This window comes from Streptomyces coacervatus (assembly GCF_029223485.1).
Lineage (GTDB): Bacteria > Actinomycetota > Actinomycetes > Streptomycetales > Streptomycetaceae > Streptomyces > Streptomyces coacervatus.
This window is the reverse complement of record NZ_JARHTP010000023.1, coordinates 13,309-37,759: the sequence shown is the minus strand read 5'-3', so window position 1 is coordinate 37,759 and position 24,451 is coordinate 13,309. Positions and strand designations below refer to the sequence as shown.

Sequence of the window (24,451 nt, the reverse complement as noted above, 5' to 3'; positions counted from 1 at the left end):
CGCACCAAGACCGGGCAGACGCGGCCCGGTTGGCGCGTCCGCACGGAGTTCACGGAACTCGTGGTGCCGAACCTGTTATGGCCCGCCGGGGTGCGTCGTCTCCGTGGTGACAGCGGAGAAAGGAACGGCATGTACCTCAGACGTGCCAGACGGGCCCGGAGCAAGCGGTCCCAGTGGCGCATCGCGACGGCCGGCGGAGCTGCACTCGTCGTCGTGGGCGGTGTCGCGGCAGCGGCCACCGTCGTCACGGGAACCAGCGGACAGACGGCCGAAGCGAAGGCCGGCACCTACACGCTCGCGGTCGCCAAGAGCGGGATGTGCATGGATCTGGTCGGCAGCAGCTGGTCGAGCGGCGCGCTGATCCAGCAGTGGGGCTGCGGCCAGGGGCAGGCCAACCAGCAGTGGACCCTGGTCGACCGCGGATCGGGCAGATTCGCCATCAGGTCCGCCGCCAGCGGGCTCTGCCTCGACGTCCCCGGCGCCTCCACCACCGACGGGTTCCGGCTCCAGCAGTGGGGCTGCGGGACCGACCAGGCCAACCAGCTCTGGACGCTGAAGCCGGCGCGCGACAACACCTTCCAGATCGTCAACGTCAACAGCGGTCTGTGCGTCAGCGACGCGAAGGCGAGCACCGCGGCCGGTGCCGCCGTCGTCCAGGAGACCTGCACCACCAACAGCAACAAGCGCTGGACACTCACCCAGGCCGGCACCGGCTCGGCCGGCGCGAGCCCGAGCCCGACCGCGAGCGCAGCCGCGAGTACGGCCACGGGCACGACGATCACGGTGGCCGCGGACGGTTCGGGCGACGTCACCACGATCCAGGCGGCGATCGACAAGGTCCCGGCCAACAACACCAGGCCGGTGACCATCGCCGTCAAGAAGGGCACCTACCGGGGCGTCTTCACCGTCCCGAGCAACAAGCCGTACGTCACCCTGAAGGGCCTGGGGGCCGGCGCCTCCGAGGTCGTACTGGTGCAGAACCACGGGGCGAGCACCAAGAAGTCGGACGGGACGACGTACGGCACCTTCGGCAGCGCGACCGCGTTCGTCGACGGGCACGACTTCTCGGCGTCGAACCTGACGATCTCCAACGACTACGACTACGCGGCGAGCCCGAGCCAGGCGGTGGCCCTGAGCCTGTCCGCCGACCGCGCGGTCCTCGACAACGTGCGGCTCCTGGGCCACCAGGACACCTTGCTGGTCAACGACTCCTCGCGGGCGTACTTCCTGAAGTCCTACGTGGAAGGCACCGTCGACTTCATCTTCGGCGGCGGGATCGCGGTCTTCGACCGGAGCGACATCCACCAGCTGGGCAGCGGGGGTTACCTCACCGCGGCCAGCACACCGGCGACCCGCGCCTACGGCTATCTCTTCTACAAGTCGAACATCACCGGGGCCGGAGCCGCGGGGACGAGCAGCCTCGGCCGCCCGTGGCGTCAGGACGCACAGGTGCTGTACCGGGAGTCCACCATCGGGTCGTTCGTCAACACGGCCCAGCCCTGGAGCGACATGTCCAGTGCCGTCTGGACGAAGGCGCGGTTCAGTGAGTACAAGAACACCGGAGCGGGCGCGACGGTCAACTCCGGGCGCCCGCAGCTGAGTGACTCCCAGGCGGCCGACTACACCCCACAGAAGTACCTGGCCGGCTCGGACGGCTGGAACCCGACCGCTACCGCCACGAGCCCGGCATCCGGCACGGTCTGCAAGCCCACCGCCTACGGCGCGAAGGCCGACGGCGCGACGAAGGACACCGCGGCCCTGCAGAAGGCGATCAACGCCTGCGCGGGCAAGGGCACCGTGGAACTGACCCCCGGCAAGTACCTCTCGGGCGCCCTGACCCTGGCCGCGAACATGACACTCCAACTCGACTCCGGAGCGACCCTGCTCGCCTCCCAGGACGCGGCGGACTACCCGCTGTCCGGCGGAAAGCTGTCACCGCTCCTCGGCGGTTCCGGGGTGAACAACCTCACGATCACCGGTGCGGGCACGATCGACGGCCAGGGCGCCCCGTGGTGGACCCTGATCAACCAGGAGAAGGCCGCGGGCAAGACGCTCTCCCCCCGCCCCGGCCTGGTGTCCCTCAACAGCGCCTCGAACGTGAAAATCACCGGGATCACGCTGAAGAACGCCCCCAACGTCAACATCACCGTCAAGAAGGTGACCACGTCCGCTATCGACGGGATCACCGTCCAGGCGCCGGCGGACGCGCCCAACACCGACGGCATCGACGTGTGGTCGTCCTCCGGCGTCGCGGTGACCAACAGCACGATCGACACCGGCGACGACGACATCGCCATCAACTCCTCCTCGGAGGGGCCGTCCCACGACATCTCACTGAGCGGCTGCACGATCCTGCACGGCCACGGCCTGTCCATCGGCAGCTACACGGCGGGCGGCATCCACGACATCTACATCCACGACAACACCCTCAAGGGCACCACCGCCGGGGTCCGGATCAAGTCCGCGCGGGGCCGCGCCGGGGAGATCCACGCCGTCACCTACAAGAACCTGAAGATGACCGACGTGACGACCCCGATCCAGGTCACGGGGTATTACCCGTCGATTCCCGCGGACGGCGACGCCGCACAGGCGGTCACCACCGCCACGCCGAACTACCACGACATCACCATCGCCAACGTCACGGCGACCGGTGCCAACACGGCCGGGCAGATCGTGGGAGTACCGGAACAGCCGATCACGGGACTGACCCTGACCTCGGTGAACATCACCGCGAAGACGGGCCTGACCGTGCGCAACGCCACGGTGAGCACGACCTCCACCACCATCAAGCCGGCCTCGGGCCCGGCGTACATCGTGCAGAGCAAGGCCACCGTCAAGTAGCAGCGACGCGCTCCCCGACACCGCCTGTCGGGGAGCGCGTCGTCGGAACCAGGACCGCAGGAATCCGGATCCGCCGCGACGGCAACCAACTCACCCGCCGCAACCGCTGGAAGCCGACACACCCCACGTATCGGCAACCGCCGGGGCGACGGCGGGCGGCTTGACCAGATCCTGGAACAGCTGACGACGGAGCCCGTGGTCGCGGCCGTCTCGGAGCCGCGCCTGGAGCTGCCGTACGAGTTCCGCGTGGACGACTACGAGCAGACCCTGCACGACGTACGGCACTTGATCGCACCCGAGCTGGGCCGGTGGCCCGACACCGCGCTGGTGCCGGGGGCGGGCCGCTGAGCGTCGATCAGGCGGGTCGACCAGTTCAGGAGTCCGGGCCGGGAAAGGTTTCTGGGTGTCAGTGGATGTGGCGGCCGCTTGGCTGGAGTTCCCTGTCGCGCATCGACTCTCGTTGTCGCCAGGCACCGGGGGGTTCGCCGTGATGGCGGCGGAAGGCGGCTGCGAATGCGTAGGGCGAGCTGTAGCCGACGCTGCGGGCGATGCTCGCCATGCCGAGTTCGCCCGTGCGCAGACGGTCGCGTGCCAGGGCCATGCGCCAGTCGGTCAGATACTGCATGGGGGTCTGGCCGAGCGCCTCGTGGAAGGTGCGTGCGAAGGCGGCCCGGGACAGGCCGCTGACCGCGGCGAGTTCGGGGACGGACCAGGGGTGGCCTGCGTCCTCGTGCATGGCCTGGAGCGCAGCGCTCAGACGGGGGTCGGTCAAGGCGCGGTACCAGCGGGGTGCGTTCGGGCTGCGGCGGAAGTCGCTACGGATGGCGAGTACCAGGAGTACGTCGAGGAGTCGGTCGAGCACGGTGGACTGGCCCGGTTCGGGGTTGGCGAGCTCGTGGGAGAGCAGGGCGATCACGTCCCTCAGCGGATCGCCGACGGCTGCCTGCAGGGTCAGGACCTGCGGCAGGGCGTTGAGCAGCCCGTTGCCGATGTCGCCGGAGAACCGGTATGCGCCGCAGAGGAACACCGTCGCCCCGGGGGTGTCCGACTCCCCGTCGCCGGCGTGCCGGGCCCGGAACTCCTCCGGTTCGAGGCAATCGGTGCCTGGCTCGTGGCCGATGTAGTGGTCGGTGCCGCCGCGAACGAGGGTCACCTCCCCGGGCACGAGTTCCACCGTGCGCCCCGGATCGTCGGCGTCGAACCACAGCCATCCCCGGCCCCGGACGACGGTGTGCACGGAGAGCTGGATCGTGCCGGCCAGCCGCAGACCCCAGGGCGGCTCGGCGACCGTACGGGCGAACACCGCGCCGCCGGCGCGAGCCCGCGCGAGGTGATCACGTAGGAGGTCCATACGACCAGTATCAGCAGGGCGATCGCCGTGGGCAACGATCAGAGCGTTTGACGTAAAAGAACGAGCGATTCGCGCATTGATCCGCTCCCATGGCCGCTCTCACGATGGAGCCATGACTGATTCACAGCAGACCACGCTCGTTCTCGGCGGCACCGGCCGCACCGGCTCCCTCCTGGCCAAGAGGCTCATCCAGCGGGGGCACAGCGCCCGCACCGCGGCCCGTCACGGCGCGGACGTGCCGTTCGACTGGGACAACCCGGCCACCCACGCCGACGCCCTGCGCGGCGTCGACAGCCTCTACCTCGTCACGCCCGTCATGCGGGTCGCGTATGCCGACCAGGTCGCGGCCTTCCTCGACCTTGCCGAGGCCGCCGACGTTCGCCACGTCACCTATCTGAGCACCTACGGCGCCGACGGCGTACCACCGCAGATCGACATCAAGGCCGTCGAAGCCGACCTGGCCGCCCGTTCGGCCCTCACCCACTCCGTCGTGCGCCCGGCCTGGGTGATGCAGAACTTCGCCGACGACCACCTGCCCGTCGTCAACGGGGCGATCACGGTCCCCACCGGCAGCGGCACGGAAGCCTTCGTGGACGCGGCCGACATCGCTGCCGTCGCGGTCGAGACGCTGCTCGCCCCCGAGGTCCACGACGGGGCCGTGTACGCGCCCACCGGCCCGCAGGCACTCACGGTCGGTGAAGTCGCCGACATCATCGCCGCCGCGACCGGACAGTCCGTCAGGCACCAGGACCTCGACCCCGAGGCGTGGATCGGCGGCGCCGTCGCCGCCGGAATCGTCCCCGCCGACTACGCGGTGATGCTGCGGTGGCTGACCGGCACCATCATCACCGGCCATGGCTCCACGCCCAACGACGACATCGAGAAGGTCACCGGCCGGAAGGCGATCACCTTCCGCGAGTTCGCGCAGCGCAACGCCCCCGCCTGGACGGCAACGGCGGCGGTGTGACCATGTCCATCGAGAACGTCATCGAGAACCTTGAGGATTTCGCGGCTCTGGACCCGTTCTTCCGGATCGTCCAGGAGGGCCTGGCGGGCTTGGTCGACGGGGAGCACTTCTTCGACCTCCTGGCCGAGGACGTCGTGGTCGAGTATGTGGTCTCCGTCCCCGGCTACCCGCGCCGGGTCGAGGGACGGCGCGCGGTCGCCGACCTGTACCGCAACTACGGCGACGCGATGGTCCTGGCCGGCGCGGACGAGCTGGCTGTCCACCACGACACCGACAAGTCCGTGGTCGTCCTGGAGTACGCCGTGCACGGGCGGACGGTCCACACCGGGCGCGCCTACGACAACCACTTCGTCTCCGTGATCACCATCAAGGACCGCCAGGTGACGCACTGGCGCGACTACCTCGACCCCGTCGCCGTCTTCCAAGCCCTCGGCCGGCCGGCAGAGCCAGGCTGACGGGGCGAACCACGGCCTGCACCTGGCACCCCTCTCCGGCGCAACCGCCCCGGCTCAGAGCAGGTCGAGGGCGTCGAACCCATAGCTGGGGCTGAGATAGCCCCCGCCGCCCGCCGAGCCGCTGGCCGCGTCGATGCGCAGGGTGTTGGTGCCGGCCAGCAACTGGGCGGCGGGGATGACGTACTCGTACGTGTGGTTGTTGCCGCGGTAGCTGCCGACGGTCAGGGTGCGGGTGGAGGGCTCGGTGGCGGCGGCCGGGAGGGCGGAGGTCCAGGTGTCGTTGACGGTGATCTGGGGGCGGCCGTTCGCCTTGGCGGTGGTGATGCCGATGCGGAGGGTTCGGTCGGCGGCGGCCTGGGCGGCGGTGAGGGTGAAGGAGACCGGCAGGCCCTGGTTGATCTCCTTGAACTGGTACGCGGGCCACGCCGAGGCCGCCGAGCTGCCGATGGCTTAGGTGCCGGCGGTCCAGGCGGCGGCGCGGGAGTCGGAGGGGTGGGCGTAAGTGATCAGGGAGGCGTTCTTGAAGCCGGCCGGAGTGCCGTTCCAGTCGCCGATACGCCAGATCGCGGTGTCGGCGGCGGGATCGCCGTTGATGGTGATCGTGTGCAGCGTGGTGACGGCGCCCGCGGTGATCGTCATTTCCTGGGCGTGCACGGCGAGTTCGCCCTTGTAGACGGTGAGGGTGTAGGTGCCGGGCAGGATGCCGTTGACCGCGTACTTGCCGGTGCCGGCGTCCGCCTTCCCCCAGTACTGCGCCTCGGCGTTGGACACACCCACGACATACGGATACGAACTGTCCCGCCCCGCAAGCCCGTTGCCGACGATCCGTCCTCGACCGCTCGATACGGTCCAGCCCGTCAGCCCGAGGGCGTCCACCCACGCGGTGTTGTCGCGCCCGGACACGGCGGAGGCCGGCGCGGCACCGTCGGTGACGGCGAGGACGTACGGCCCGTGCAGCCCGAACCGCTCGGCCTCGGTCTGCCCCTCGGCGTAGTACAGGTGCTCGTACAACCCCGCCCCCGACTCGTTGCCGTAGCGCAGGAGTTGGCGGATGAAGGGGCCGCCGGAGTCCTTCTCCTTGTTGGAGCGCACGACCCAGATCGAGGCGGCGGAGGAGCTGAAGCCGAAGTAGTCGTAGTCGATGGTGCGCAGGTTGGAGAAGTGCTTGGACCGGGTGGTGCCGTCGGTCTTGCGGAAGACGTCGGCGGACTCGATGACGGTGTCCGAGTTGGACCAGGTGTCGGGGTAAGTGGTCGGGAAAATGGCGGGCTTGAGGCGGGCGACTCCGGTGGCGGGCGTGGAGATCGTCACCGTCGAGGTGCCGAGGCCGCTCTCGATGTGGGAGTTCTTGCCGTCGTAGCCCTGGTACTCGGTGCCCTTGTAGACGAAGGACGAGAGGTCGCCGTTGCCGTGGTCGACCTTGAAGACCAGGCCGGCGCCGGTGTCGACGACGTAGTGCGTTCCGTCGTCGGTATAGCCGAAGGTCGCCGCAGCCGAGGCCGTCACAGGGGCGGCGAGGGCCAGGGCCAGTCCGGCCGCCGAGGTGAGGACGGTACGGCGGGACAGCGGTCTGTCGTACGACATGCGGGCAACTCCTGTGGCGCGGGGGGTGGTTGGGGAAGGGCCGGCTGCGACAAGCCTGCCTGCCCGAGTAGCTCCGCACGAAGATCGGCTGCCGATGGCCATGGAGATGTAATGGCGCGTCACATTCGGTCCCAGCATGCGGGATTCACCGGCGGATTCACCTTGATCATGAACGCTTCTTTTCACTTCTGTGGCTTTCGCTGATCGGAAGGATTGGTTTCCGTACGCTCCTGGCCGTCCACAGAAAGGGATTTCCCGATGCGCTGCTCCTGGGCCGCCGTTGTGGTGAGCCTCGCGGCCGCGGCCGGCACCGCACTGTCCACCGGTGCCGCCGCCGCACCGGATCGCCAAGGCCCGTACCACCACCGCCAGTTGCTGGCCCGCGACGACTTCCGGCATGGCACCGGCCAGTGGTCGGCCGAGCTGGAGAAGGGCGGCAGCGTCACGGCGAGGGACGGCGTGCTGGACGTCGACGTGCCCGCCGGGGCATCGGTGTGGTTCAAGCGGCCGTTCTCGGGCCGCTACGAGATCGACTTCACGGCGACCCCGATCTCGGCCGGTGGTGCCAACGACCGGGTCAGCGACCTGAACTCCTTCTGGAACGCCCGGGATTCACGATCCCCCGAGGACCTGTTCGCCACGCCCCGAAGTGGCGCTCTGGCGGACTACGACCAGCTCACCACCTACTACGCGGGCCTCGGCGCGAACTCCAACACCACCACCCGGCTCCGTCGCTACATCGGTGTGGCCGGCTCCCGGCCGCTGATCTACGACTACACCTCGCCGCTGCTCACCGCGAACGAGCCCAACCGCCTCCGGCTGGTCTCCGACGGCAAGCACATCCAGTACTGGGACAACGGCGACCTGGTCTTCGACTACACGGACGAAGACCCGTACACCAGCGGCTGGTTCGCCTTCCGCACGACCTGGAGCCACTTCCACATCGCCGACTTCCGCGTCTGGCGGCTCAAGGGCAAGGACGATCAAGGCACTCGGGACGATCAGGGCACTCAGGACGGTCACGGTGCCTGAGATTTCGCGCAGAGACGCCCTCAAGGCGGCGGCCGCGGCTGCCGTGGCGACCCAGTTCTCCTGGGCGCTCGCCGCCGAGTCGGCCGGGGCAGCGTCGGCCGAGGCCGCCACCGCCGACCCCGTGGAGCTCACCTGGCTGGAGGGCGGCACCCCCGCCGAGGCCCCCGGCACCACCTTCGGTGTGGCCTGGCCAAAGGGCGCCCTCCCCGCCGACCAGGCCTTCGCCCTCACCGCAGGCGGTGGCACCGCGGTCCCCGTCCAGTCCTGGCCCACCGCCTACTGGCCCGACGGCACCCTGAAGTGGACCGCCCACGCGGTCGGCGCCACCGCCGGGCCCGCCGAGAGCTACACCCTGACCCCGGGCACGCCCGCGAAGGCGGACACTGCGCTCACCGTGGACACCCGGGGCGGCACGATCGACGTCGACACCGGCGTGATCCAGGTCAGCATCGCCAAGGCGGGCGCACACGACGTCGTACGCAGCATCAGGCGCGCGGGCACCGAGATGGCGAACAAGGCCGAACTGGTCGTACTGCGTCAGCCGGAGATCGACGACGACTACGAGGGCAGCGGCGCCGGCACCCGTTGGGAACGCTTCACCGGCCGTGTCGGCTCCGTCACCGTCGAGCAGTCGGGACCGGTGCGTGCCGTCATCCGCATCGAGGGCGAACACGAGCGCGGCAGCCGCTCCTGGCTGCCCTTCGTCGTCCGCCTCTATCTCTACGCCGGGTCAGAGGCCATCCACGTCGTCCACACCATCACCTACGACGGCACCCAGGAACCCGGCAAGAGCAGCGGCGACTTCATCACGGGCCTCGGCCTGCGCATTCGCGTCCCGCTCTCCGACGAGCTGTACAACCGCCACATCCGCCTGGCCGGCGCCGACGACGGCTTCCTCACCGAAGCCGTCCAGGGCATCACCGGTCTGCGCCGCGACCCCGGCGCGGCCGTGCGCACCGCACAGGTCAAGGGCGAGAAGCTGCCGGACATCTCCACCTGGGACACCCGGGTCTCCTCCGCCCTCCAGTACGTCCCCGCCTGGGGCGACCACACCCTCGCCCAGCTCTCGGCCGACGGCTTCACCGTCCGCAAGCGCACCAAGGCCAGCCACGGCTGGATCCATACCACCGGCGGCACCCGCGCCCCCGGCTTCGGCTACGTCGGCGGGATCAGCGGCGGACTCTCCTTCGGCCTGCGGGACTTCTGGCAGAAACACCCGCCCAGCTCGACATCCGCAACGCCGCCTCCGACGAGGCCACCGTCACCCTCTGGCTCTGGTCGCCCGAGGCCCAGCCGCTCGACCTGCGCTTCTACCACGACGGCTTCGGCGAGGACACCTACGCGAAGCAGACGGCCGCTCTCGACATCACCTACGAGGACTACGAGCCCGGATTCGGCACCCCGTACGGCATCGCCCACACCTCCGAGCTCTACCTGTGGGCCAACGCCGCCACACCGTCCGCCAGTTCGCTGGTCGCCCAGAGGGACGCGCTGACCACCCCGCCGCAGCTCGTCGCCGCTCCCGAGACCCTGCACAAGGCGGGTGTCTTCGCCGGGCTCTGGTCCCCCGTGGACCGCTCGACCACCGCCCGCAGGACCATCGAGGACCACCTCGGCCTGCTCTTCACCTACTACCGCGACCAGCGCGAACAGCGCCGCTGGTACGGCTTCCTGGACTACGGCGACGTCCAGCACACCTACGACCCGGACCGCCACACCTGGTGCTACGACGTCGGCGGCTACGCCTGGGACAACTCCGAGCTCTCCACCGACCTGTGGCTCTGGCTGGCCTATCTGCGCTCCGGTCGGGCCGACATCTACCGCTTCGCCGAGGCCATGACCCGCCACACCGGCGAGGTCGACGTCTACCACCTCGGGAAACGGGCGGGTCTGGGCACCCGGCACGGGGTCCAGCACTTCGGCGACAGCGCCAAACAGGTCCGCATCTCGACACCCGTCTACCGCCGTCTCTTCTACTACCTCACCGCCGACGAACGCACCGGCGACCTGATGCACGCCCAGGTCGACGCCGACGAGACCTTCCTGACCCTCGATCCCAACCGCAAGGTCCGCACCGACGGCTACGCCCCCGGGGACCGCCACGCCCTGTCCATCGGCTTCGGCACCGACTGGAGCGGGCTGGGCTGGGCCTGGTGGACCGAGTGGGAGCGGCGCGGCCCCAAGTGGCCGTCGGCGAGGAAGAAGCTGCTGGCCAGCGCCTCGACCATCGCCGCCCAGCCCAACGGCTTCGTCCAGGGCAGCGGCCTGTACGACCTCGACACGGGCGCCTTCGCCATCCAGACCGCCCCGATCGTCGCCGTCTCCCACCTCTCCGCAAGCTTCGGCCTGCCCGAACTGGCCGCCGAGCTGATCGACACCCTCGACGAGAGCGACATCCCCGGCTTCCGGGCCGCCTGGCTGGACTACTGCCGCTACTTCAACGCCACCTCCGCCGAGCAGAAGGCCCGCTACGGCGCGAGTTTCAAGGTCAGCCTGATCCAGGGCCACTCCCGCCTGGACGCGTACGCGGCGAGCCTGACCGGCGAGGCCGCTCTGACCACCCGGGCCTGGAGCAAGTTCACTTCCAGCGACGGCTACCCGGACGCGAGCACCCCATAGGGACCGACGCCACCTGGATCAGCACCAACTCGACGGCGCTGTACGGTCTTGCGGCCATCGAGAACCTTGCTCTGGTGGGTGAGGCACTGAGCTGAGCTCGGCCCGGACGCAGACCTGCAGGTCGCGGTGGGCGAAGGTCGGGTGGGCCCCCGCATCCGTGAAGCTTCGCCATCACCGAAAAGTCATATTCGGTGCGGTACGGCTCCGTCCTGCCAGCGGTAGAGGTCGCGCAGCAGGGAAATCTCAGCGCCGTGATGGATCAGCTCCCTATTGACGTGCAGGACCCTGTTCTCCATGGGAAACCGCTCCGGACCCACCGTGGGCGGATTCTCCAGGTCGGCGTCCGAGAGCGCGCGGACCCCCTCGTTCCATCTCCCGTACATCTCATCGAGCTGTTTCAGCGCCTCGTCAGCGGTCCCCGCGTAGGCGAATGTCTCGGAGTCGACGTCCTGGCCGCCGAAGTACCATCCGACCCGATAGCCCAGGCACGAGACGATGATGTGTGCCAGCCGCCAGGCAATCGTGGTGACCGGCGCCGGCACCGGGCCAGGGGACGCGAAGTCCATCGTCCACTCCCCCGAACCTTCCGACATCGGTGCGGCCGACGTGCCACGCGGGCGGATGCTCCAGCAGCCGCACACTGGCTCCCAGAAGTACTCCTCATCGGTAAGACCGTCCAGCCGCGGCCGCAGGTTCGTGCGCCAGTGCCAGTCCAACTGCTCCGCGAGCCGCTCGCTTCTTGTCATGTCCGCACACTACATAGAGCGGGAACCTGGCTGAGCCCCTCGCAGAGGCCGTCGCGGGCCGTGGGCCGCGAGCGCGTACCGCACCGGGAGATGACGCTGGCGGCCGATGTGCCCTGCGGGCCGTGCCGCCGCGAGCGGTTGCTTGAAGTTGACAACCCGCCCGGCCGGGTTGGGTTCAATGACTCAGCCTCGTCACCCTGTTCACGACTCACCGCGCAGCGCGCCGTGACCTGACCGTCCCCGCCCGGCTCCAACACCCCCCGGTCCCCGTCGCGTTCACTCGGCAGCGACGAGGCCGAGACCATCGGGCGCGCCCATGCCGGACACCCTCCTCGCGGCCCAGCCCAGTAACCCGGCCACCTCACCGGCCTTCGACGGCCACCCCAAGGACGTCGCGGACGTCCTGTGCGGCAGGCGAGGTCGTCCGGTGGCGCGCGGTGCCGGTGATCACAGCGCGGCGATCGGCTCGGTGCCGGGCTCAAGGGGCAGGCGCAGCGCCCTGACGGCGAACGAGATGGCGTGGTACCAGCCGCAGATCAAGACCAGCTCGAGCGCGGCATCTTCATCGGCGACAGCGACCAGGTTGGCCCAGGTGTCGTCGGAGAGGTCGAAGGTCGCATGGAGCTCGTCGACCGCTTCGAGCACGGCACGATCGGCGGCGTCCCAGCAGTCGTCCGCCGGCCGTCCGGCCGCGAGGGACGCGAGTTGCGCGGCGTCGAGTCCGGCTTTCTCGGCGAAGCCCGCGATATGCACGGCCCACTCGTAGTCGGCGCCGCACAGGGCGGTCGTCCGGTCGATGACCAGCTCGCGCCGGCGCAGGGTGAGAGCGGAGCGCCGGGAGAAGTAGTAGCTTCCCCAGCCCGCGACGGCGCGGGCGAGCTCGGGCCGGCGGGCCCACACCCGGAACAGCTGGATGGGTGAGTGTCCGAGGAGCGCAAGGGCCTCCGCGGCTTCCTCGTCGTACGGCGGCGAGAGCGGTTCGATTCGCGGTTGCTTCGATTTCAGAGGCATGGCAGGGACGCTAACATTGGCGCTTCGGAAAGGGAAGCAGATGACACGACCGACACCACTCCCGGGCCGACGGGTCCGCGGCTCGCACACCGGGCGCCCGATCATGGCCCTCCTCGACCTCCTGGGCCGACGCTGGGCGCTGCGCGTCCTGTGGGAGCTACGGGACGACTCGGCTCCGACCTTCCGCCAACTCCAGCAGCGATGCGACGGCGTCTCGTCAAGCGTCCTGGCAGACAGGCTTCGTGAGCTGGGACAGGCCGACCTCGTCGAGCACGCCGGCGAGGGCTACCTGCTCACCGGACAGGGCAGGACCCTGCTCGAACGACTCGCCCCGCTCGACGCGTGGGCCTCCGACTGGCGGCCCAAGGCGGCGGACTGACGGGCGCGACTTTCTTGTCGAGCCGACGGCCTCATCACGCCACAGTCACCGTGTGCGGCAACGTGTTCTCTACGCCCCAAAGGCACCCGAGGAGCACCACGTCCGCAGCTGCCGTCAGCACCGCGCGAACCGGTGAGATGACAGACCGTTTCTCTCCCGCACTGTCCGTGGTGCGACTCACGGAGTAATTGATCCACGGGTCATGACTCCCGCCCCCTCAACCCTGAGCCCTCAGCCCTCAGCAAGCCGGCGCGTCGGGCCGATGAGTTTGCCGATTGCCTGAAGTCTTCCTTGCGACGGGCCCGCACCGCGGCGGATCAGGAAACGCCGGATCCCGGTGTCACGGAGGAGAGATGGAGGCCAGGATGAACAATCCGATCCGGCTGTACATGTCGATGTCGCTCGACGGCTATATCGCCGGCCCGGACGATCGGCCGGGGCAGGAGCTCGGACGCGACGGTGGACGGCTCTTCAACTGGCTCGACGACCGGGAGTCCGACGGTCCGAGCGGCCAGGTCTACCGCGAAGCGCTGGCGACCGGCGCGGTGATCTCCGGCCGTCGGACCTTCGAACTCGCCGGGCGCTGGCAGGGCGACCACCACGACGGCGTGCCGATCTTCGTCCTCACCCACCAGGTCGATGACGGGGACGTGCCACCCGGCCACGCGCGCTTCGTCACCGATGTCGAGGACTGCGCCCGTCAGGCTCGCGCAGCCGCAGGGGACCGGCCGGTCATGGTCCATGGGGCGGAGGCGGCCCAAGCACTTCTCCGAGCCGGGCAGATGGACGAGATGGAGATCCACCTGGTTCCGGTCCTCCTCGGGGACGGTCGACGGCTGTTCGACCACCTGGGTGGCGATCACATCGAACTCGACCTCGTCCGACGACTCGAGGATCGAGACGTCACGCACCTCCGCTACCGGGTGCATCGACCCGAGGGGGCCGCGTGAAGACGCTCTTCGTCTCCTACCGCGTCACCGACCTGGACCGTTCGCTCGGCTTCTACACCGCCTTGGGCTACGCCGAGCTGGGCAGGGTCGAGATCGGCGACGGGGCTCGCCTCGTGATCCTCAAGTTCCCCGACGAACCGGCGGCCTCGCTCGAACTGGTCCACCGCCCCGGCGACGGACCGGTCGACGTGGGCAGCGGATTCGACCACCTCGCGATCCAGGTGGAGAGGCTCGCCACCACCCTGAAGACGCTGACCGAAGCCGGTCTGGAGCCGGAGCCTGTCCAGTATCCGGGCGGCCCTGACGGCCCGAAGACGTCGTGGCTCACGGACCCGGATGGTTACCGGATCGAGTTGGTGGAGTGGCCGTCCGGACATCCCGACGGCATCACCGCAGCAGACTTCGCCTGAGGCGGCCACGGTCCGCGGAGTGACGAAGCTTCCCTTCGGCGCGATCGCGGCGCAACGCGAGGCGACATCCCACCCCATCCACAGGCCTTGACGATTACTCCTCAAAACGAGCGCCCTCCGCATTCCTTGAAGCAGTAAGTCAGGGCAGTCGCTTCATGACGCGCAGCCCCAACCGCCCACCGCCCGTAGCCCCGATGGTCGAACTCGGCCTGGAACCGCGCCACGGACGCATCGCTCTGCTCGCCGGTAAGCAGGTCGCCCAAGTGCTCGCGAACCTCGGGATCGGCGTCACCTGCCGCCCCTTGATCATGAGCTTCACTCGAAACGAGCCGCACCCAACTGATTTCGCCTGAGCAACCGAAAAGGTTGTGACCGCTCCTCCTGGCCGCTCCGACCAATGCATCGGCGGCCGTACTTCGTCGAGTTGGCGCGCATGCGCGTCGTTGGTGGCCCGCAGGGTGGCGGCCTCCCCCGCCACCCGCACGTACTGGATCGAGGGGATGAAGGACCCGGTCCGCGGTGCTGGCGAGCTCGCGTACTCGACTCTCGCGTATTCCTTGGTGGTTGAGGGGCCGTGCCACCGTGTGTGGTCGCAGGGAGCGAGGTGGCGCCAGGAGCCTCCGGCCACCAAGTCGTACGCCCGCGCGGGGACATGGGCGGCCGGCCACCGCCCGGGGCGAGAGTGAAAGCGCCGCCGCCGCGCGCGCTGATGTGCCACCTGTGCGCCCGTGCGCGGGGCGCTCTCAACGTGCCTGCTGGGCAGACTGATCAGAGTCGGCTTCACCCCGCGTCCAGCGGCAGGAGGTTTGGGCATGGCAGCACCACGCATGACTCGACGACACCGCGGAATCCTCGGGATAATGGGCATACTGGCGGCCTCGGCGGGGCGCGAGCGACGGGCGTGGGCCGGGGGACACGGAAGGTCCGGGGCCCGGACGAGGTGGCTCCTGCTGTGCGTCTGCCTGATCCTGGGTGCTTTCTCCTCCAGCACAACATCGATGGCCGTTGCCACCAAGTCGTCGGCTCAGCAGTGCGACGAGGTTCCGACCGGCGTCGCCACGGCCGATCACTGGCTGAGGTTCAGGGTGCCGCCCGGGCTCATGCCGGACCCTCAGTTCGACGGGCTACCTGCGAAGATCCAGGTGCATCGCGTCCAGCCGGTGTACGCGAACGGGAAATGCCCAGGCGTGCCCAACCGGGCCGTGGTGCTGATCCACGGCCGCACCATCACCGCCTCGCCGGCCTTCGATTTGCGTTCCCCCGCCCCGGAAGGCGGCTCGCTCAGCGTGCAGGAAGGACTCGCGCAGGCGGGAATCGACACCTTCGCCCCGAGCCTGCTCGGCTACGGCCACTCGACGCGTTTCGACGAGGGCCTGAACGATCCGGGCAACGCGAGCCTCAGGCCCTATCTCGCGGACGGCACCTGTCCGTATCCCGAGGGGTGCGACCGCACCCACAACCCGATCTTCACCCTCGATCAGCAGGGGACCCTGCTCCTGACCAATCCGCTGGGCGGGGAGAGGCGCGCGCACTCGAGCAAGTACCGCTTTGCACGCATGGACGTCTGGGTACGCGACATCCGTCAGGTGATCGACGACGCCATCACGCGCGCGCAGCCGTCGGACGGCAAGGTCACCCTGCTCGGCTATTCGCTCGGCGGGCCGCGCGTAGGGCGGACACTGTACGCAGCCAACCCCAACCCGCTCCTGCCCGGAAGCGCTGATGTCATCGCGAAGGTCAACCGTGCCGTGTTCATGTCGTCCCTCTTCGGTGGACCGACCGAGGAGACGACGCCGGCGACGGGCTTCGTCACGTTCCCGCTGACGCTGGAGCGCCGCCCGGGGGCACCGGTGCTGCCGCCAGATCGCGAGGCCGCGTGCACCGGGCGTGTCATCCCCGGCAGCCAGGATCAGTTCTGGAAGCAGATCATGGAGCAGGACACCGAGGGACGGAACTGGGGAGGGGACGATCCCGGCAACCCGACCGGTCTCAACCGCTCGCCGACGTTCTCCAATTACGGCTGGAACACCGCCGTCGCGGGGCAGCTGACGCCGCCTACGCTGGTCATCCACGGTCTCGAGGACGCCACCGCGCCGCCGGCCAACGCGTCCGCCATCTTCAACGCGCTCCCGGCATCGATGACGAACAAGGTGCTCGTTCAGGTCAAGTGCGCGAGCCACCAGATGCAGATGGAGGGCTGCTCCGGCCCGCGCTGCACACCGGAGTCCGGAACGCCTTACGGCGGGCGCCCCGGCGAACCGTGGGCCGGCCCCCATGCCACGCTCAAGGCGGCGCTGATCGAGTGGATCAGGAGCGGGACCTTCGACGGCGCCGCGAACGGACGGTTCACCGTCGACGAAAGCGGCGTGGCCAGCGCCAGCCCGTAGAGCGACCCCGCGCCATCAGGGGCTGCGGCACCGCCCCCTCCGGGCGAGCCGCAGCCCTCCGTCGACGCCGCGCTGGGTTCGCGATGCGGGCCTCGGCGGGGCCGCGCGGCGAAGTTGTCGTAGCGGGCGTGCGGGCATTGCGGCAACCAACTGGCCGAACCTGCAGAGGTCCATCAACCCGGGCGAAGGTCCTGACCGAACCGGCGCATCCGTTCGGGCCTAGGGATCAACTACCGTCGCATGAGGACGAGTTCGTCACCGTAGGTCGCCCGCACGTCTTGCCTTCACACCCCTCAAGCAGGCACCTAGTACCACCGTGACAGCGGCGGCGCCGTAGGCCCAGGCCTGCAAGGGGAACCCGGGCAACAGTCGACCGGCGAGATACAGGACCGTGCCGGCGAGCGTGATGGCCAGCCACTCCCAGCGGCCGTCCAGGGCGACGAGGGCGACAACGAGCAGGGAGTACCAGGGGTAGTTGGGCGAGAACAGCAGCAGAGTCATGCCCGTCAGCAGGAGGGCACCGCGCCAGGGGCGTGCCGGGTCGCCGCGCCACCACACGAACAGGGCCGTCAACGCGAGCAGGGCGATGGCCACGATTTCGGCGGCGGAGTCCGGCAGGATCAGCCGCAGCAGAGCGAAACGGCGTACGTCACCGGGTTCGTATCCCTCTTCGTTCAGGTAGCCGGGGAGATAGCCGAGGACTCCGGTGCCGGAGGCCATGACGTAGGGCAGGTAGGCGAGCGCGACCGCGGCAACGGCAGCCGCCGTCACCGTCCCGATGCGTCTCGCGCCGCGCTGCCCGGACAGGGCGCCGGGCAGGGCCAGCACGGGCAGCAGCTTGACCGCGATGGCCGCGCCGAGCAGGGCGCCGCGGCGCGCTCCCGCGGTGGCGGTGCCGAGAGCCAGCACGGTGAGCAGGACGCCGAGGGTGTCGATGTGCCCGTTGTTGACGGCCTCGAAGGGGACAGCCGGGCACCATCCCCACAACGCGGCCCAGCCGGCGGCCCGTTGCGGGTCCCCTCGCCGGCGCAGGACGACGAGCAGGGCCGCGGTGGTGCCGAACGCCAGCACCGCGCCGCCCACTTGAAGCGGCTTGTGGCGACTGCCCGGTGGCGAAAGGGCGTGGACGCCCAGGAACCAGCCCTCGGCGACGGGCGGGTAGATCGTCTCAACGGTGGGGCGGTTGATGCGGACGCACACTCCGCCGTCGGCGCGCCTCAGTCCCCAGCCGTCGCAGGATCCACTGGTGGGGAACAGCCAGTCGTCCCGCAGATGGGCCAATTGGGGCGCGGCCGGCGGGTAGGCATAGGGCGAGATGCCGGCGGCCTGCACCCGGCCGTCCCAGGCGTAGCGGTACATGTCGTCGCTGGTGCGGGGCGATGCCGCCAGGCCGGCCAGGGCGACAGCGGCCGAGCCCGCGAGCACGAGGAACGTCGCGGCGCGCGCCGGGGCCTTGCGTACGGCCCAGACCCCGGCGGCGAACAGTGCCCAGGCGATGGCGTAGCCGACGAGCAGGCGGCCCGGATCGCTCCGGTTGTCGCCGGCCCGGAGGGTGGCGACGACTGCGGCGACGAGCGCGGCGAGCAGCACCACCGTTACCGCTGTACACGTACGACCGGCACGGCGGCTCACCGGTACGGCGGGGTGGTCGGGCACTGGTTCGGCGGACCGAGGAGCCGACCGACGCGTAGAGGCGCTGTCGATCATGCGGGAGGGCGCCTCTCGGTGATCGGGGCCTGTGCGCCGGGGTGCTCCGCATGCGGGCGGCGCAGTTGGACGAACGGGCGGCCCTCGGCCGTCCACAGGCCGGACTCGATCCAGCCGGCGGAGCGTGCGGCGTACAGCAGCGCGGTGGTACCCAGCCTGGCCCAGGAGAAGGGCTGGCCGTGGTGGCCGTGGGCGTCCTCGACGCGGACGGTGAGGCGCTCGTCCAGGTCCTGCGGGGCTGCCTCGGCCAGCAGGAGCCCGCCGGGGGCGGCCAGTTCGCGCAGGCGGCGCAGCAGGGCGACGGGATCGCCGCCGATGCCGATGTTGCCGTCCAGCAGCAGCACGGTGCCCCAACGGCCTTCGCCCGGGAGGTGGTCGTAGACGGACCGCCGTATGGCGGCACCGCCACTGCGCCGGGTCCGCTTCACGGCGTCCCGGCTGAGGTCCACGCCCAACGCCGGTACGCCACGGGCGGCCAGTGCGGCCACTAGGCGTCCCGGCCCGCACCCCACATCCAGGACGGAGCCCGTACATCGGCGCAGCACGGTGGTGTCCGCCGCATCGGCAGGTGCACACCAACGCTCCACGTCCAGCGGCAGCGCTTGCTCCCCGCCGGAGCCGTCGCGGCGATCAGGGTGTGACAGGCGGCGCAGGAACAGCGGGCCGCGTCCGGTGCGCAGAGCGTGGGCGTAGGGATCGTCGGTCCACGGGGCGCCCGGTGTCACGGGCGTGGTGGGCTCGGCGGGCCTCGGCAGGTGTTTCCTGGCTGCGCCTGCGGTCGGGGTCTTCGACCGAGGCTCGGTCGCGACCGCGTCCGGCCACTCGGCCACGACAGTGTCCGTGCCGACTGCTGTCCCGCTCATCGGGCCACCTCCGCCAGCGAGTTGAGGACGGCGGCGAAGCTGGAGCCCCGTGCACAGCGGGCTGCGGCCTCGACGGCGTCGGCAGCGGTGTCCACGTCGCGCAGTACCGGCAGGTCGGCGACGGCCAGTCCTGCCTCGGTCAGGCGGTTGCGCTGGATCGCGCCCGTCCGGTCCGTCGACATCGGCACCCCACGGACCAGGGCGCCGGCCCGGGTGGGATCGGCGAGGCCCAGCGCCCAGAAGCCGCCGTCAGCGGCCGGACCGAACCAGGCGTCGTGGCCGTCCCTGCCGACATCGGCGATCATGTCGGCTGTCATTTGTGGGGTGTCCATCCCGACCAGGAGTGTCGGTCCGTCGCAGTGTGCGAAGGCGGCGGCGATCCGCTCGTCCAGGTCGCCGGGGCTCTGGGGTACGACGTCGTAGCCAGGTGGCAACCAGGCGCCGGGTGCGCCGTCGAGGGCGAGCACGCGCCTGGGTGCGGAGGCCTTGAGCAGGGTGTGGAGGGTGTCGGCGAGGGCAGCCTCGGCGAGGGCTGCCGCCTCGTGCGGTGTGTAGGGCGGGGTGAGCCGGGTCTTGACCCGGCCGGGCACCGGTTCCTTGGCGATCACCAGCAGGGTCACCGGGGTTCGAGCGCTCACCGTCCGACCCCCCGCATGCCGGCGCCGACGACCTCGGTGGCGGTGGCCGGCGCCTCGGCGAGCACGGCACGCATGTCCCGCACGGCCTGCCAGGTGCCCCGCCAGGTACCGGTGACCTTGGAGCGGCCGGTTCGCGGGTGGTAGGAAACGTCCATCTCCGTCACCCGCCAGCCGGCGTCGGCGCCGCGCGCCACCATCTGGAGCGGATAGCCCGAGCGCCGGTCGGTCAGGTCCAGGGCGAGCAGGGCCTCGCGGCGGGCGGCGCGCATCGGGCCGAGGTCGTGCAGGCGCACCCCGGTGCGCCTGCGGACGAGCCGGGCCAGCTCCAGGTTGGCCAGGCGGGCGTGCGGAGGCCATGCCTTGGGGGTGGTGGGGCGCCGTCGGCCCAGCACCAGGTCCGCGGTGCCGTCGAGTACGGGCGCGGCGATGTCCAGCAGCAGGGCGGGGTCGAGGGAGGCGTCGCAGTCGCAGAAGCAGACGACGTCGGCCGTGGCGGCGGTCAGACCGGCGTGGCAGGCAGCGCCGAACCCGCGCACCGGCTCGGACACCACGTGGGCGCCGAGGGCGCGGGCGATGTCCGCCGAGCCGTCGGTGGAGCCGTTGTCGACGACGATGGCGCGCCAGCCGGACGGAATCCGGTCGAGCACCCAGGGCAGGGCCTCGGCCTCGTTCAGACAGGGGAGCACCACGTCAACCGGGGCAGGAGAAGAGGGGGGAGTCTCGATCACCCCACTCACCCTACGAACGGGAAAAGGGCATAACGGACTTGGTGTCCTTACGGATCTCTGACGTCGGCGGCACTCCTTACCGATCTCTGACATCCCTCGTCACTCGTGCTGACAGACGAGGGACGGTGCCAGACTCGCTGCCGTGAAACGCGTACTCGTCGTGGACGACGACCCGACCGTCTCCGAGGTTGTCGCCGGATACCTGACCCGGGCGGGCTTCGCCGTCGACGTGGCCGCCGACGGCCCCTCCGCCGTGGCCGGCGCCACCGCTCAGCCGCCGGACCTCGTGGTACTGGACCTCATGCTGCCCGGCATGGACGGACTGGAGGTCTGCCGGCGCATCCGGGAAGCTGGACCACTGCCCGTGATCATGCTGACGGCGCGGGGTGACGAGGAGGACCGCATCCTCGGCCTGGAGGTCGGAGCGGACGACTATGTCACCAAGCCCTTCAGCCCCCGGGAGCTGGTCCTGCGGGTGGAGTCCGTACTGCGCCGCGCGGGAGCGCTGATGGCCGTACAGGGCGCACCGTCCGCACCGGTCACCACGAGGGCTCTGCGGTCCGGGCCTCTCGCTCTGGACCCCAAGGCTCGCCGGGCCACCCGCACGGGGAATGAACTGGCACTGACCATCAGGGAGTTCGATCTGCTGGAGTTCTTCCTGCGCAATCCCGGGCGGGCCATCAGTCGCGAGGAACTGATGCGCCGCGTGTGGGGCTGGGACTTCGGCGACCTCTCGACCGTCACCGTCCATGTACGCAGGCTGCGCGAGAAGATCGAGGACGACCCGGCCAACCCCCGGCTGGTCAGCACCGTGTGGGGGGGTCGGCTACCGCTTCGACGTACCCGGGACGAACGGGGCGGACCATGCTGCGTGACACCTTCCTGATCGCCCTGTACGCGGCGATCGGTGCGGGCGCCGCCGGAGTGCTCGGTGTGGGAGCGCTGAGGCTGCTGCGCAACCGCTCGGTCGCGCTGTCCCTGGCCATGGTCGCCACCGTTGCCGTGGCGGCGATGCTCGCCGGGACGATGCTCGTGTCGTGGGCGATGCTGTTGTCGGATCACGACCTGTGGGTCGTCACGATGGTGTGCTCCATCGCGGCAGTCGTCTCCCTCGCGGTGGCACTCGTCCTCGGCCGCAACGTCGTCAAGGGCAGCCAGGCCCTGGCCGAGGCCACCCGCGCCCTCGGTGACGAGGGCCGTTTCACCCCGCCCAGGACCGCCCCCACGGCCGAACTGGCCCAACTCGTCCGCGAGTTGGACTCCACCAGCGCGAAACTGGCCGCCTCCAGGGAGCGCGAGCGGGCCCTGGAGGAATCGCGACGAGAACTGGTCGCATGGATCTCCCACGCCCTGCGCACTCCGCTCGCCCGGCTCCAGGCGATGACCGAGGCGCTGGAGGACGACATGGTGGACGACATGGTGGACGACCCGAGCGTTTACCACGCCCGGATCCGCGGGGAGGTCGGCCGGCTCAGTGAGATGGTCGGCGACCTGTTCGAACTCTCCCGGATCCAGGCCGGCGTGCTCGCCCTGAACACGGCCCGGATGTCGGTCTACGACGTCGTCGGCGACGCGATCGCGGGGACCGCTGCCCTGGCCAGGGAGCACGGCGTACGGATCGTCGGCGACGGAGTCGAGCCGGTGCCGATCGAGGTCGACGGCCGCGAGATGTCCCGTGTCCTGGCCAACCTCCTCGTCAACGCCATCCCCCGCACGCCCAGCGACGGAACGGTGGCGGTCTCCGCGCGACAGGAGGCCGACAGTGTCGTCGTCTCGGTGACCGACAGCTGCGGCGGCATCCGGCCCGAAGACCTGCCCCGCGTCTTCGACACCGGCTGGCGCGGCACCGACGCCCGCACCCCGCCCGCCGGCGCGGGCCTGGGTCTTGCCATCGTCCGGGGAATCATCGAGGCCCATCGCGGCCAGGCCGCCGTCCACAACGTGCCCGGCGGCTGCCGCTTCGAGGTCCGCCTGCCGACAGCCGCCTGAGACCCTTGCCACAAGGGCCGCCCCCGTCAGAGCACTTGGGCGGCCCTTCCGCGTCGGTACCGGGGAAGGCTCAGCCGGCCCGCAAGGGGTCGACCGCGAACTCCGCCATTCCCTCGGCGAAGTCCACCTCCGGTTTCCAGCCCAGTTCGTCGCGGAGCCTGCGCGAGGAAGCGGTGATATGGCGGACGTCGCCGAGCCGGTACTCCCCGGTGACGACGGATGCCTGGCCACCATGTGCCATGGCCAGGGCGGCAGCCATCTCCCCCACCGTGTGCGGGTCGCCGCTGCCGACGTTGTACGCCCTCAGGCCACCCTCCGGCAGACCGGACAGCCCGCTCAGTGCCGAGAGGTTGGCCCCCGCGACATCCCGGACGTGGACGAAGTCCCGGCGCTGACCACCGTCCTCGAACACACGAGGTGCCTCGCCACGCGCCAGCGCGGACCGGAACAGGGAGGCGACCCCCGCGTAGGGGGTGTCGCGCGGCATGCCGGGTCCGTACACGTTGTGGTAGCGAAGCGCCGCCACCCGTCCGCCGGTCGCCCGTGCCCACGACGCGGCCAGGTCCTCCTGGGCAAGCTTGGTGGCCGCATAGACGTTGCGCGGATCGGTCGGCGCATCCTCCCCCACCAGGCCGGCGGACAGGGGCTCGCCACAGCGTGGGCAGGGTGGTTCGAAACGGCCCGCGTCCAGTTCGGCGATCCGGCGCGGCCCCGGCCGTACGACGCCGTGCCGGGCACACTCGTAGCGGCCCTCGCCGTAGACGACCATGGAACTCGCCAGCACGAGTCGGGGTACCCAGGACTCGGCCATGCTTGCCAGCAGTACGGCCGTGCCAAGGTCATTGCTGCCGACGTAGTCGGGCGCGTCCGCGAAGTCCTTGCCGAGCCCGACCATCGCCGCCTGATGGCAGACGGCGTCCACGCCCCGCAGCGCGTCCAGCACCGCTCTTCTGTCGCGGACGTCCGCGTGGCGCCAGTCGACATCATCGGGGACGGGCGGCGGCGTGTGGTGGGCGGCGGGCAGGAGTGCGTCGAGTACGCGCACCTCGTGCCCGGCGCCGGTGAAAACGCTGACGATGTGCGAGCCGATGAAGCCCGCACCTCCGGTGACCAGGATCAACATGCTTCGACGCTATGCCTGGATGCGCGTCTGCCGATGCTGCGGCGGGATCCGTCAGGGGTTCGTAAGCCTTCCGGACCGCCGGGACGCCGCCACGCTCAGCAGACCGAAGCCCACCGCGAACGCGACCATGGTGAACACACCGCGGGGCCAGAAGATGTGGCTGTCGAGGAACGACCAGCATGCTCCGAGCACCACTGCGGCCCCGGGCAGGACGCGGACGCCGTGGCGCCGCCGCAGTACCGCGGCTGCGGCGAGGGCGGCGACCGTCAGCGCGTACACGCCTGCCCGGCCCAGCTCGTCACCGGTCGAGAACAGCCACCCCACCGCCCCGTGCACCCCGTGGCTTGCCACCGTACCTGCGGAGATACCGGCCACCGCGTCCAGCCCTGAGTAGTAGGCCGCGTACCCCAGACACCCGGCCCAGGCCAGCACGGTGAGTGCGCCGTCGAGGTCACGCGCCGGTCTGCCCCACAGAGGCACCAGCAGGCCGAGCGTCAGCAGAGGGAAGACGGGCAGCAGGGCGACATGCAGTGCCGCCCAGTGAGCGGCCGTCGACGCGGTGAGATGCCGCGGGTGAACCAGGCCCGCCACAGCCAGAAGCAGGGGCGGCGCCGTGACGAGGGCCACCGTACGAAGAGTTCGCATGGCGCCACCGTAGGAATGCCCCGGGC

At 70.3% G+C, this 24,451-nt stretch carries 19 protein-coding genes and 4 pseudogenes; 12 read left to right on the top strand and 11 right to left on the bottom strand.

Translation table 11 applies throughout. The annotated features are described in order from the left end of the window. Positions 1–129: 129 nt before the first annotated feature. Together P2Q00_RS41635 and P2Q00_RS41630 are read left to right on the top strand one after the other, a co-directional pair. A complete protein-coding gene (locus P2Q00_RS41635; protein ID WP_275779897.1) occupies positions 130–2,841 on the top strand; it encodes a pectinesterase family protein in 2,712 nt (903 codons plus the stop codon). Positions 2,842–3,036: 195 nt separating this feature from the next. Beyond that, positions 3,037–3,189 (top strand): hypothetical protein, encoded by a 153-nt coding sequence (locus tag P2Q00_RS41630; protein WP_275779894.1) that lies wholly within the window; start codon positions 3,037–3,039, stop codon positions 3,187–3,189. A gap of 58 nt (positions 3,190–3,247) precedes the next feature. Here the strand turns inward: P2Q00_RS41630 and P2Q00_RS41625 are convergent, their stop codons facing one another. Further along, positions 3,248–4,192, bottom strand: coding sequence for an AraC family transcriptional regulator (locus P2Q00_RS41625; protein ID WP_275779893.1), 945 nt, complete (start codon positions 4,190–4,192; stop codon positions 3,248–3,250). A gap of 112 nt (positions 4,193–4,304) precedes the next feature. Between P2Q00_RS41625 and P2Q00_RS41620 the strand changes: the two genes are divergently transcribed. Both P2Q00_RS41620 and P2Q00_RS41615 read left to right on the top strand, forming a co-directional pair. Beyond that, on the top strand, positions 4,305–5,159 hold the full coding sequence (locus P2Q00_RS41620; RefSeq protein WP_275779892.1) for an NmrA family NAD(P)-binding protein: 855 nt from the start codon (positions 4,305–4,307) through the stop codon (positions 5,157–5,159). Between the two features lie 2 nt (positions 5,160–5,161). Further along, complete coding sequence (locus tag P2Q00_RS41615; RefSeq protein ID WP_275779891.1) at positions 5,162–5,614, top strand: nuclear transport factor 2 family protein; 453 nt, start codon at positions 5,162–5,164, stop codon at positions 5,612–5,614. Positions 5,615–5,668: 54 nt separating this feature from the next. On the opposite strand, the pseudogene P2Q00_RS41610 reads toward P2Q00_RS41615, so the two are convergent. Continuing rightward, a pseudogene (locus P2Q00_RS41610) lies at positions 5,669–7,198 on the bottom strand (rhamnogalacturonan lyase B N-terminal domain-containing protein). Positions 7,199–7,456: 258 nt separating this feature from the next. Here P2Q00_RS41610 and P2Q00_RS41605 point away from each other — a divergent pair. After that, the gene (locus tag P2Q00_RS41605) at positions 7,457–8,230 is read left to right on the top strand and encodes a DUF6250 domain-containing protein (RefSeq protein WP_275779890.1); all 774 of its coding nucleotides are present in this window, start codon (positions 7,457–7,459) and stop codon (positions 8,228–8,230) included. After that, positions 8,223–10,944 (top strand): annotated as a pseudogene (locus P2Q00_RS41600) (exo-rhamnogalacturonan lyase family protein). Before P2Q00_RS41605 ends, P2Q00_RS41600 begins: the two are co-directional and overlap by 8 nt. A gap of 87 nt (positions 10,945–11,031) precedes the next feature. Here the strand turns inward: P2Q00_RS41600 and P2Q00_RS41595 are convergent. Together P2Q00_RS41595 and P2Q00_RS41590 are read right to left on the bottom strand one after the other, a co-directional pair. Beyond that, the gene (locus P2Q00_RS41595; protein WP_275779889.1) at positions 11,032–11,595 is read right to left on the bottom strand and encodes a DinB family protein; all 564 of its coding nucleotides are present in this window, start codon (positions 11,593–11,595) and stop codon (positions 11,032–11,034) included. A gap of 447 nt (positions 11,596–12,042) precedes the next feature. Next, a complete protein-coding gene (locus P2Q00_RS41590) occupies positions 12,043–12,606 on the bottom strand; it encodes a carboxymuconolactone decarboxylase family protein (protein WP_275779887.1) in 564 nt (187 codons plus the stop codon). A gap of 40 nt (positions 12,607–12,646) precedes the next feature. Here P2Q00_RS41590 and P2Q00_RS41585 point away from each other — a divergent pair, with 40 nt between their 5' ends. From P2Q00_RS41585 to P2Q00_RS41575, 3 genes are all read left to right on the top strand, one after another. Then, positions 12,647–12,985 carry a winged helix-turn-helix transcriptional regulator gene (locus tag P2Q00_RS41585; protein WP_275779885.1) on the top strand — a complete coding sequence of 113 codons (339 nt, stop codon included), beginning with the start codon at positions 12,647–12,649 and terminating at the stop codon, positions 12,983–12,985. 365 nt (positions 12,986–13,350) lie between these two features. Then, a complete protein-coding gene (locus P2Q00_RS41580) occupies positions 13,351–13,935 on the top strand; it encodes a dihydrofolate reductase family protein (RefSeq protein ID WP_275779883.1) in 585 nt (194 codons plus the stop codon). Further along, positions 13,932–14,345 (top strand): VOC family protein, encoded by a 414-nt coding sequence (locus tag P2Q00_RS41575; RefSeq protein WP_275779882.1) that lies wholly within the window; start codon positions 13,932–13,934, stop codon positions 14,343–14,345. Before P2Q00_RS41580 ends, P2Q00_RS41575 begins: the two co-directional genes overlap by 4 nt. A 170-nt stretch (positions 14,346–14,515) precedes the next feature. On the opposite strand, the pseudogene P2Q00_RS41570 reads toward P2Q00_RS41575, so the two are convergent. Continuing rightward, a pseudogene (locus tag P2Q00_RS41570) lies at positions 14,516–14,689 on the bottom strand (GNAT family N-acetyltransferase); the annotation flags it as partial. A gap of 654 nt (positions 14,690–15,343) precedes the next feature. Between P2Q00_RS41570 and P2Q00_RS41565 the strand changes: the two are divergent. Further along, positions 15,344–16,732, top strand: coding sequence for an alpha/beta fold hydrolase (locus P2Q00_RS41565; protein ID WP_275779880.1), 1,389 nt, complete (start codon positions 15,344–15,346; stop codon positions 16,730–16,732). Between the two features lie 255 nt (positions 16,733–16,987). On the opposite strand, the gene P2Q00_RS41560 is transcribed toward P2Q00_RS41565, so the two are convergent. The 4 genes from P2Q00_RS41560 to P2Q00_RS41545 all read right to left on the bottom strand — a co-directional run bounded on the left by P2Q00_RS41560 (position 16,988) and on the right by P2Q00_RS41545 (position 20,665). Further along, the gene (locus tag P2Q00_RS41560; protein ID WP_275779878.1) at positions 16,988–18,325 is read right to left on the bottom strand and encodes a glycosyltransferase 87 family protein; all 1,338 of its coding nucleotides are present in this window, start codon (positions 18,323–18,325) and stop codon (positions 16,988–16,990) included. Positions 18,326–18,435: 110 nt separating this feature from the next. Then, positions 18,436–19,302 (bottom strand): class I SAM-dependent DNA methyltransferase, encoded by an 867-nt coding sequence (locus P2Q00_RS41555; RefSeq protein WP_275779876.1) that lies wholly within the window; start codon positions 19,300–19,302, stop codon positions 18,436–18,438. Beyond that, positions 19,299–19,940, bottom strand: coding sequence for a TIGR04282 family arsenosugar biosynthesis glycosyltransferase (locus tag P2Q00_RS41550; protein ID WP_275779874.1), 642 nt, complete (start codon positions 19,938–19,940; stop codon positions 19,299–19,301). Before P2Q00_RS41550 ends, P2Q00_RS41555 begins: the two co-directional genes overlap by 4 nt. After that, entirely contained in the window at positions 19,937–20,665 is a 729-nt protein-coding gene (locus P2Q00_RS41545) for a glycosyltransferase family 2 protein (RefSeq protein ID WP_275780072.1), read from the bottom strand. Before P2Q00_RS41545 ends, P2Q00_RS41550 begins: the two co-directional genes overlap by 4 nt. Before the next feature lie 145 nt (positions 20,666–20,810). On the opposite strand from P2Q00_RS41545, the pseudogene P2Q00_RS41540 reads away from it, so the two are divergent. After that, a pseudogene (locus P2Q00_RS41540) lies at positions 20,811–21,543 on the top strand (response regulator transcription factor). Further along, positions 21,533–22,657, top strand: a complete 1,125-nt coding sequence (locus P2Q00_RS41535) for a sensor histidine kinase (RefSeq protein WP_275779872.1) — start codon at positions 21,533–21,535, stop codon at positions 22,655–22,657. Before P2Q00_RS41540 ends, P2Q00_RS41535 begins: the two are co-directional and overlap by 11 nt. 70 nt (positions 22,658–22,727) lie before the next feature. Here the strand turns inward: P2Q00_RS41535 and P2Q00_RS41530 are convergent, their stop codons facing one another. Then, positions 22,728–23,780 carry an NAD-dependent epimerase/dehydratase family protein gene (locus tag P2Q00_RS41530; protein ID WP_275779870.1) on the bottom strand — a complete coding sequence of 351 codons (1,053 nt, stop codon included), beginning with the start codon at positions 23,778–23,780 and terminating at the stop codon, positions 22,728–22,730. Positions 23,781–23,831: 51 nt separating this feature from the next. After that, positions 23,832–24,425 (bottom strand): hypothetical protein, encoded by a 594-nt coding sequence (locus P2Q00_RS41525; protein WP_275779869.1) that lies wholly within the window; start codon positions 24,423–24,425, stop codon positions 23,832–23,834. Between the last annotated feature and the right edge of the window lie 26 nt (positions 24,426–24,451).

Coding starts and splice junctions, on each gene's coding strand:
- P2Q00_RS41530 (WP_275779870.1), bottom strand. CDS start 23,780: ATGTTGATCCTGGTCACCGGAGGTGCGGGCTTCATCGGCTCGCACATC.
- P2Q00_RS41615 (WP_275779891.1), top strand. CDS start 5,162: ATGTCCATCGAGAACGTCATCGAGAACCTTGAGGATTTCGCGGCTCTG.
- P2Q00_RS41625 (WP_275779893.1), bottom strand. CDS start 4,192: ATGGACCTCCTACGTGATCACCTCGCGCGGGCTCGCGCCGGCGGCGCG.
- P2Q00_RS41595 (WP_275779889.1), bottom strand. CDS start 11,595: ATGACAAGAAGCGAGCGGCTCGCGGAGCAGTTGGACTGGCACTGGCGC.
- P2Q00_RS41590 (WP_275779887.1), bottom strand. CDS start 12,606: ATGCCTCTGAAATCGAAGCAACCGCGAATCGAACCGCTCTCGCCGCCG.
- P2Q00_RS41605 (WP_275779890.1), top strand. CDS start 7,457: ATGCGCTGCTCCTGGGCCGCCGTTGTGGTGAGCCTCGCGGCCGCGGCC.
- P2Q00_RS41525 (WP_275779869.1), bottom strand. CDS start 24,425: ATGCGAACTCTTCGTACGGTGGCCCTCGTCACGGCGCCGCCCCTGCTT.
- P2Q00_RS41535 (WP_275779872.1), top strand. CDS start 21,533: ATGCTGCGTGACACCTTCCTGATCGCCCTGTACGCGGCGATCGGTGCG.
- P2Q00_RS41620 (WP_275779892.1), top strand. CDS start 4,305: ATGACTGATTCACAGCAGACCACGCTCGTTCTCGGCGGCACCGGCCGC.
- P2Q00_RS41585 (WP_275779885.1), top strand. CDS start 12,647: ATGACACGACCGACACCACTCCCGGGCCGACGGGTCCGCGGCTCGCAC.
- P2Q00_RS41580 (WP_275779883.1), top strand. CDS start 13,351: ATGAACAATCCGATCCGGCTGTACATGTCGATGTCGCTCGACGGCTAT.
- P2Q00_RS41635 (WP_275779897.1), top strand. CDS start 130: ATGTACCTCAGACGTGCCAGACGGGCCCGGAGCAAGCGGTCCCAGTGG.
- P2Q00_RS41565 (WP_275779880.1), top strand. CDS start 15,344: ATGGCCGTTGCCACCAAGTCGTCGGCTCAGCAGTGCGACGAGGTTCCG.
- P2Q00_RS41555 (WP_275779876.1), bottom strand. CDS start 19,302: ATGAGCGGGACAGCAGTCGGCACGGACACTGTCGTGGCCGAGTGGCCG.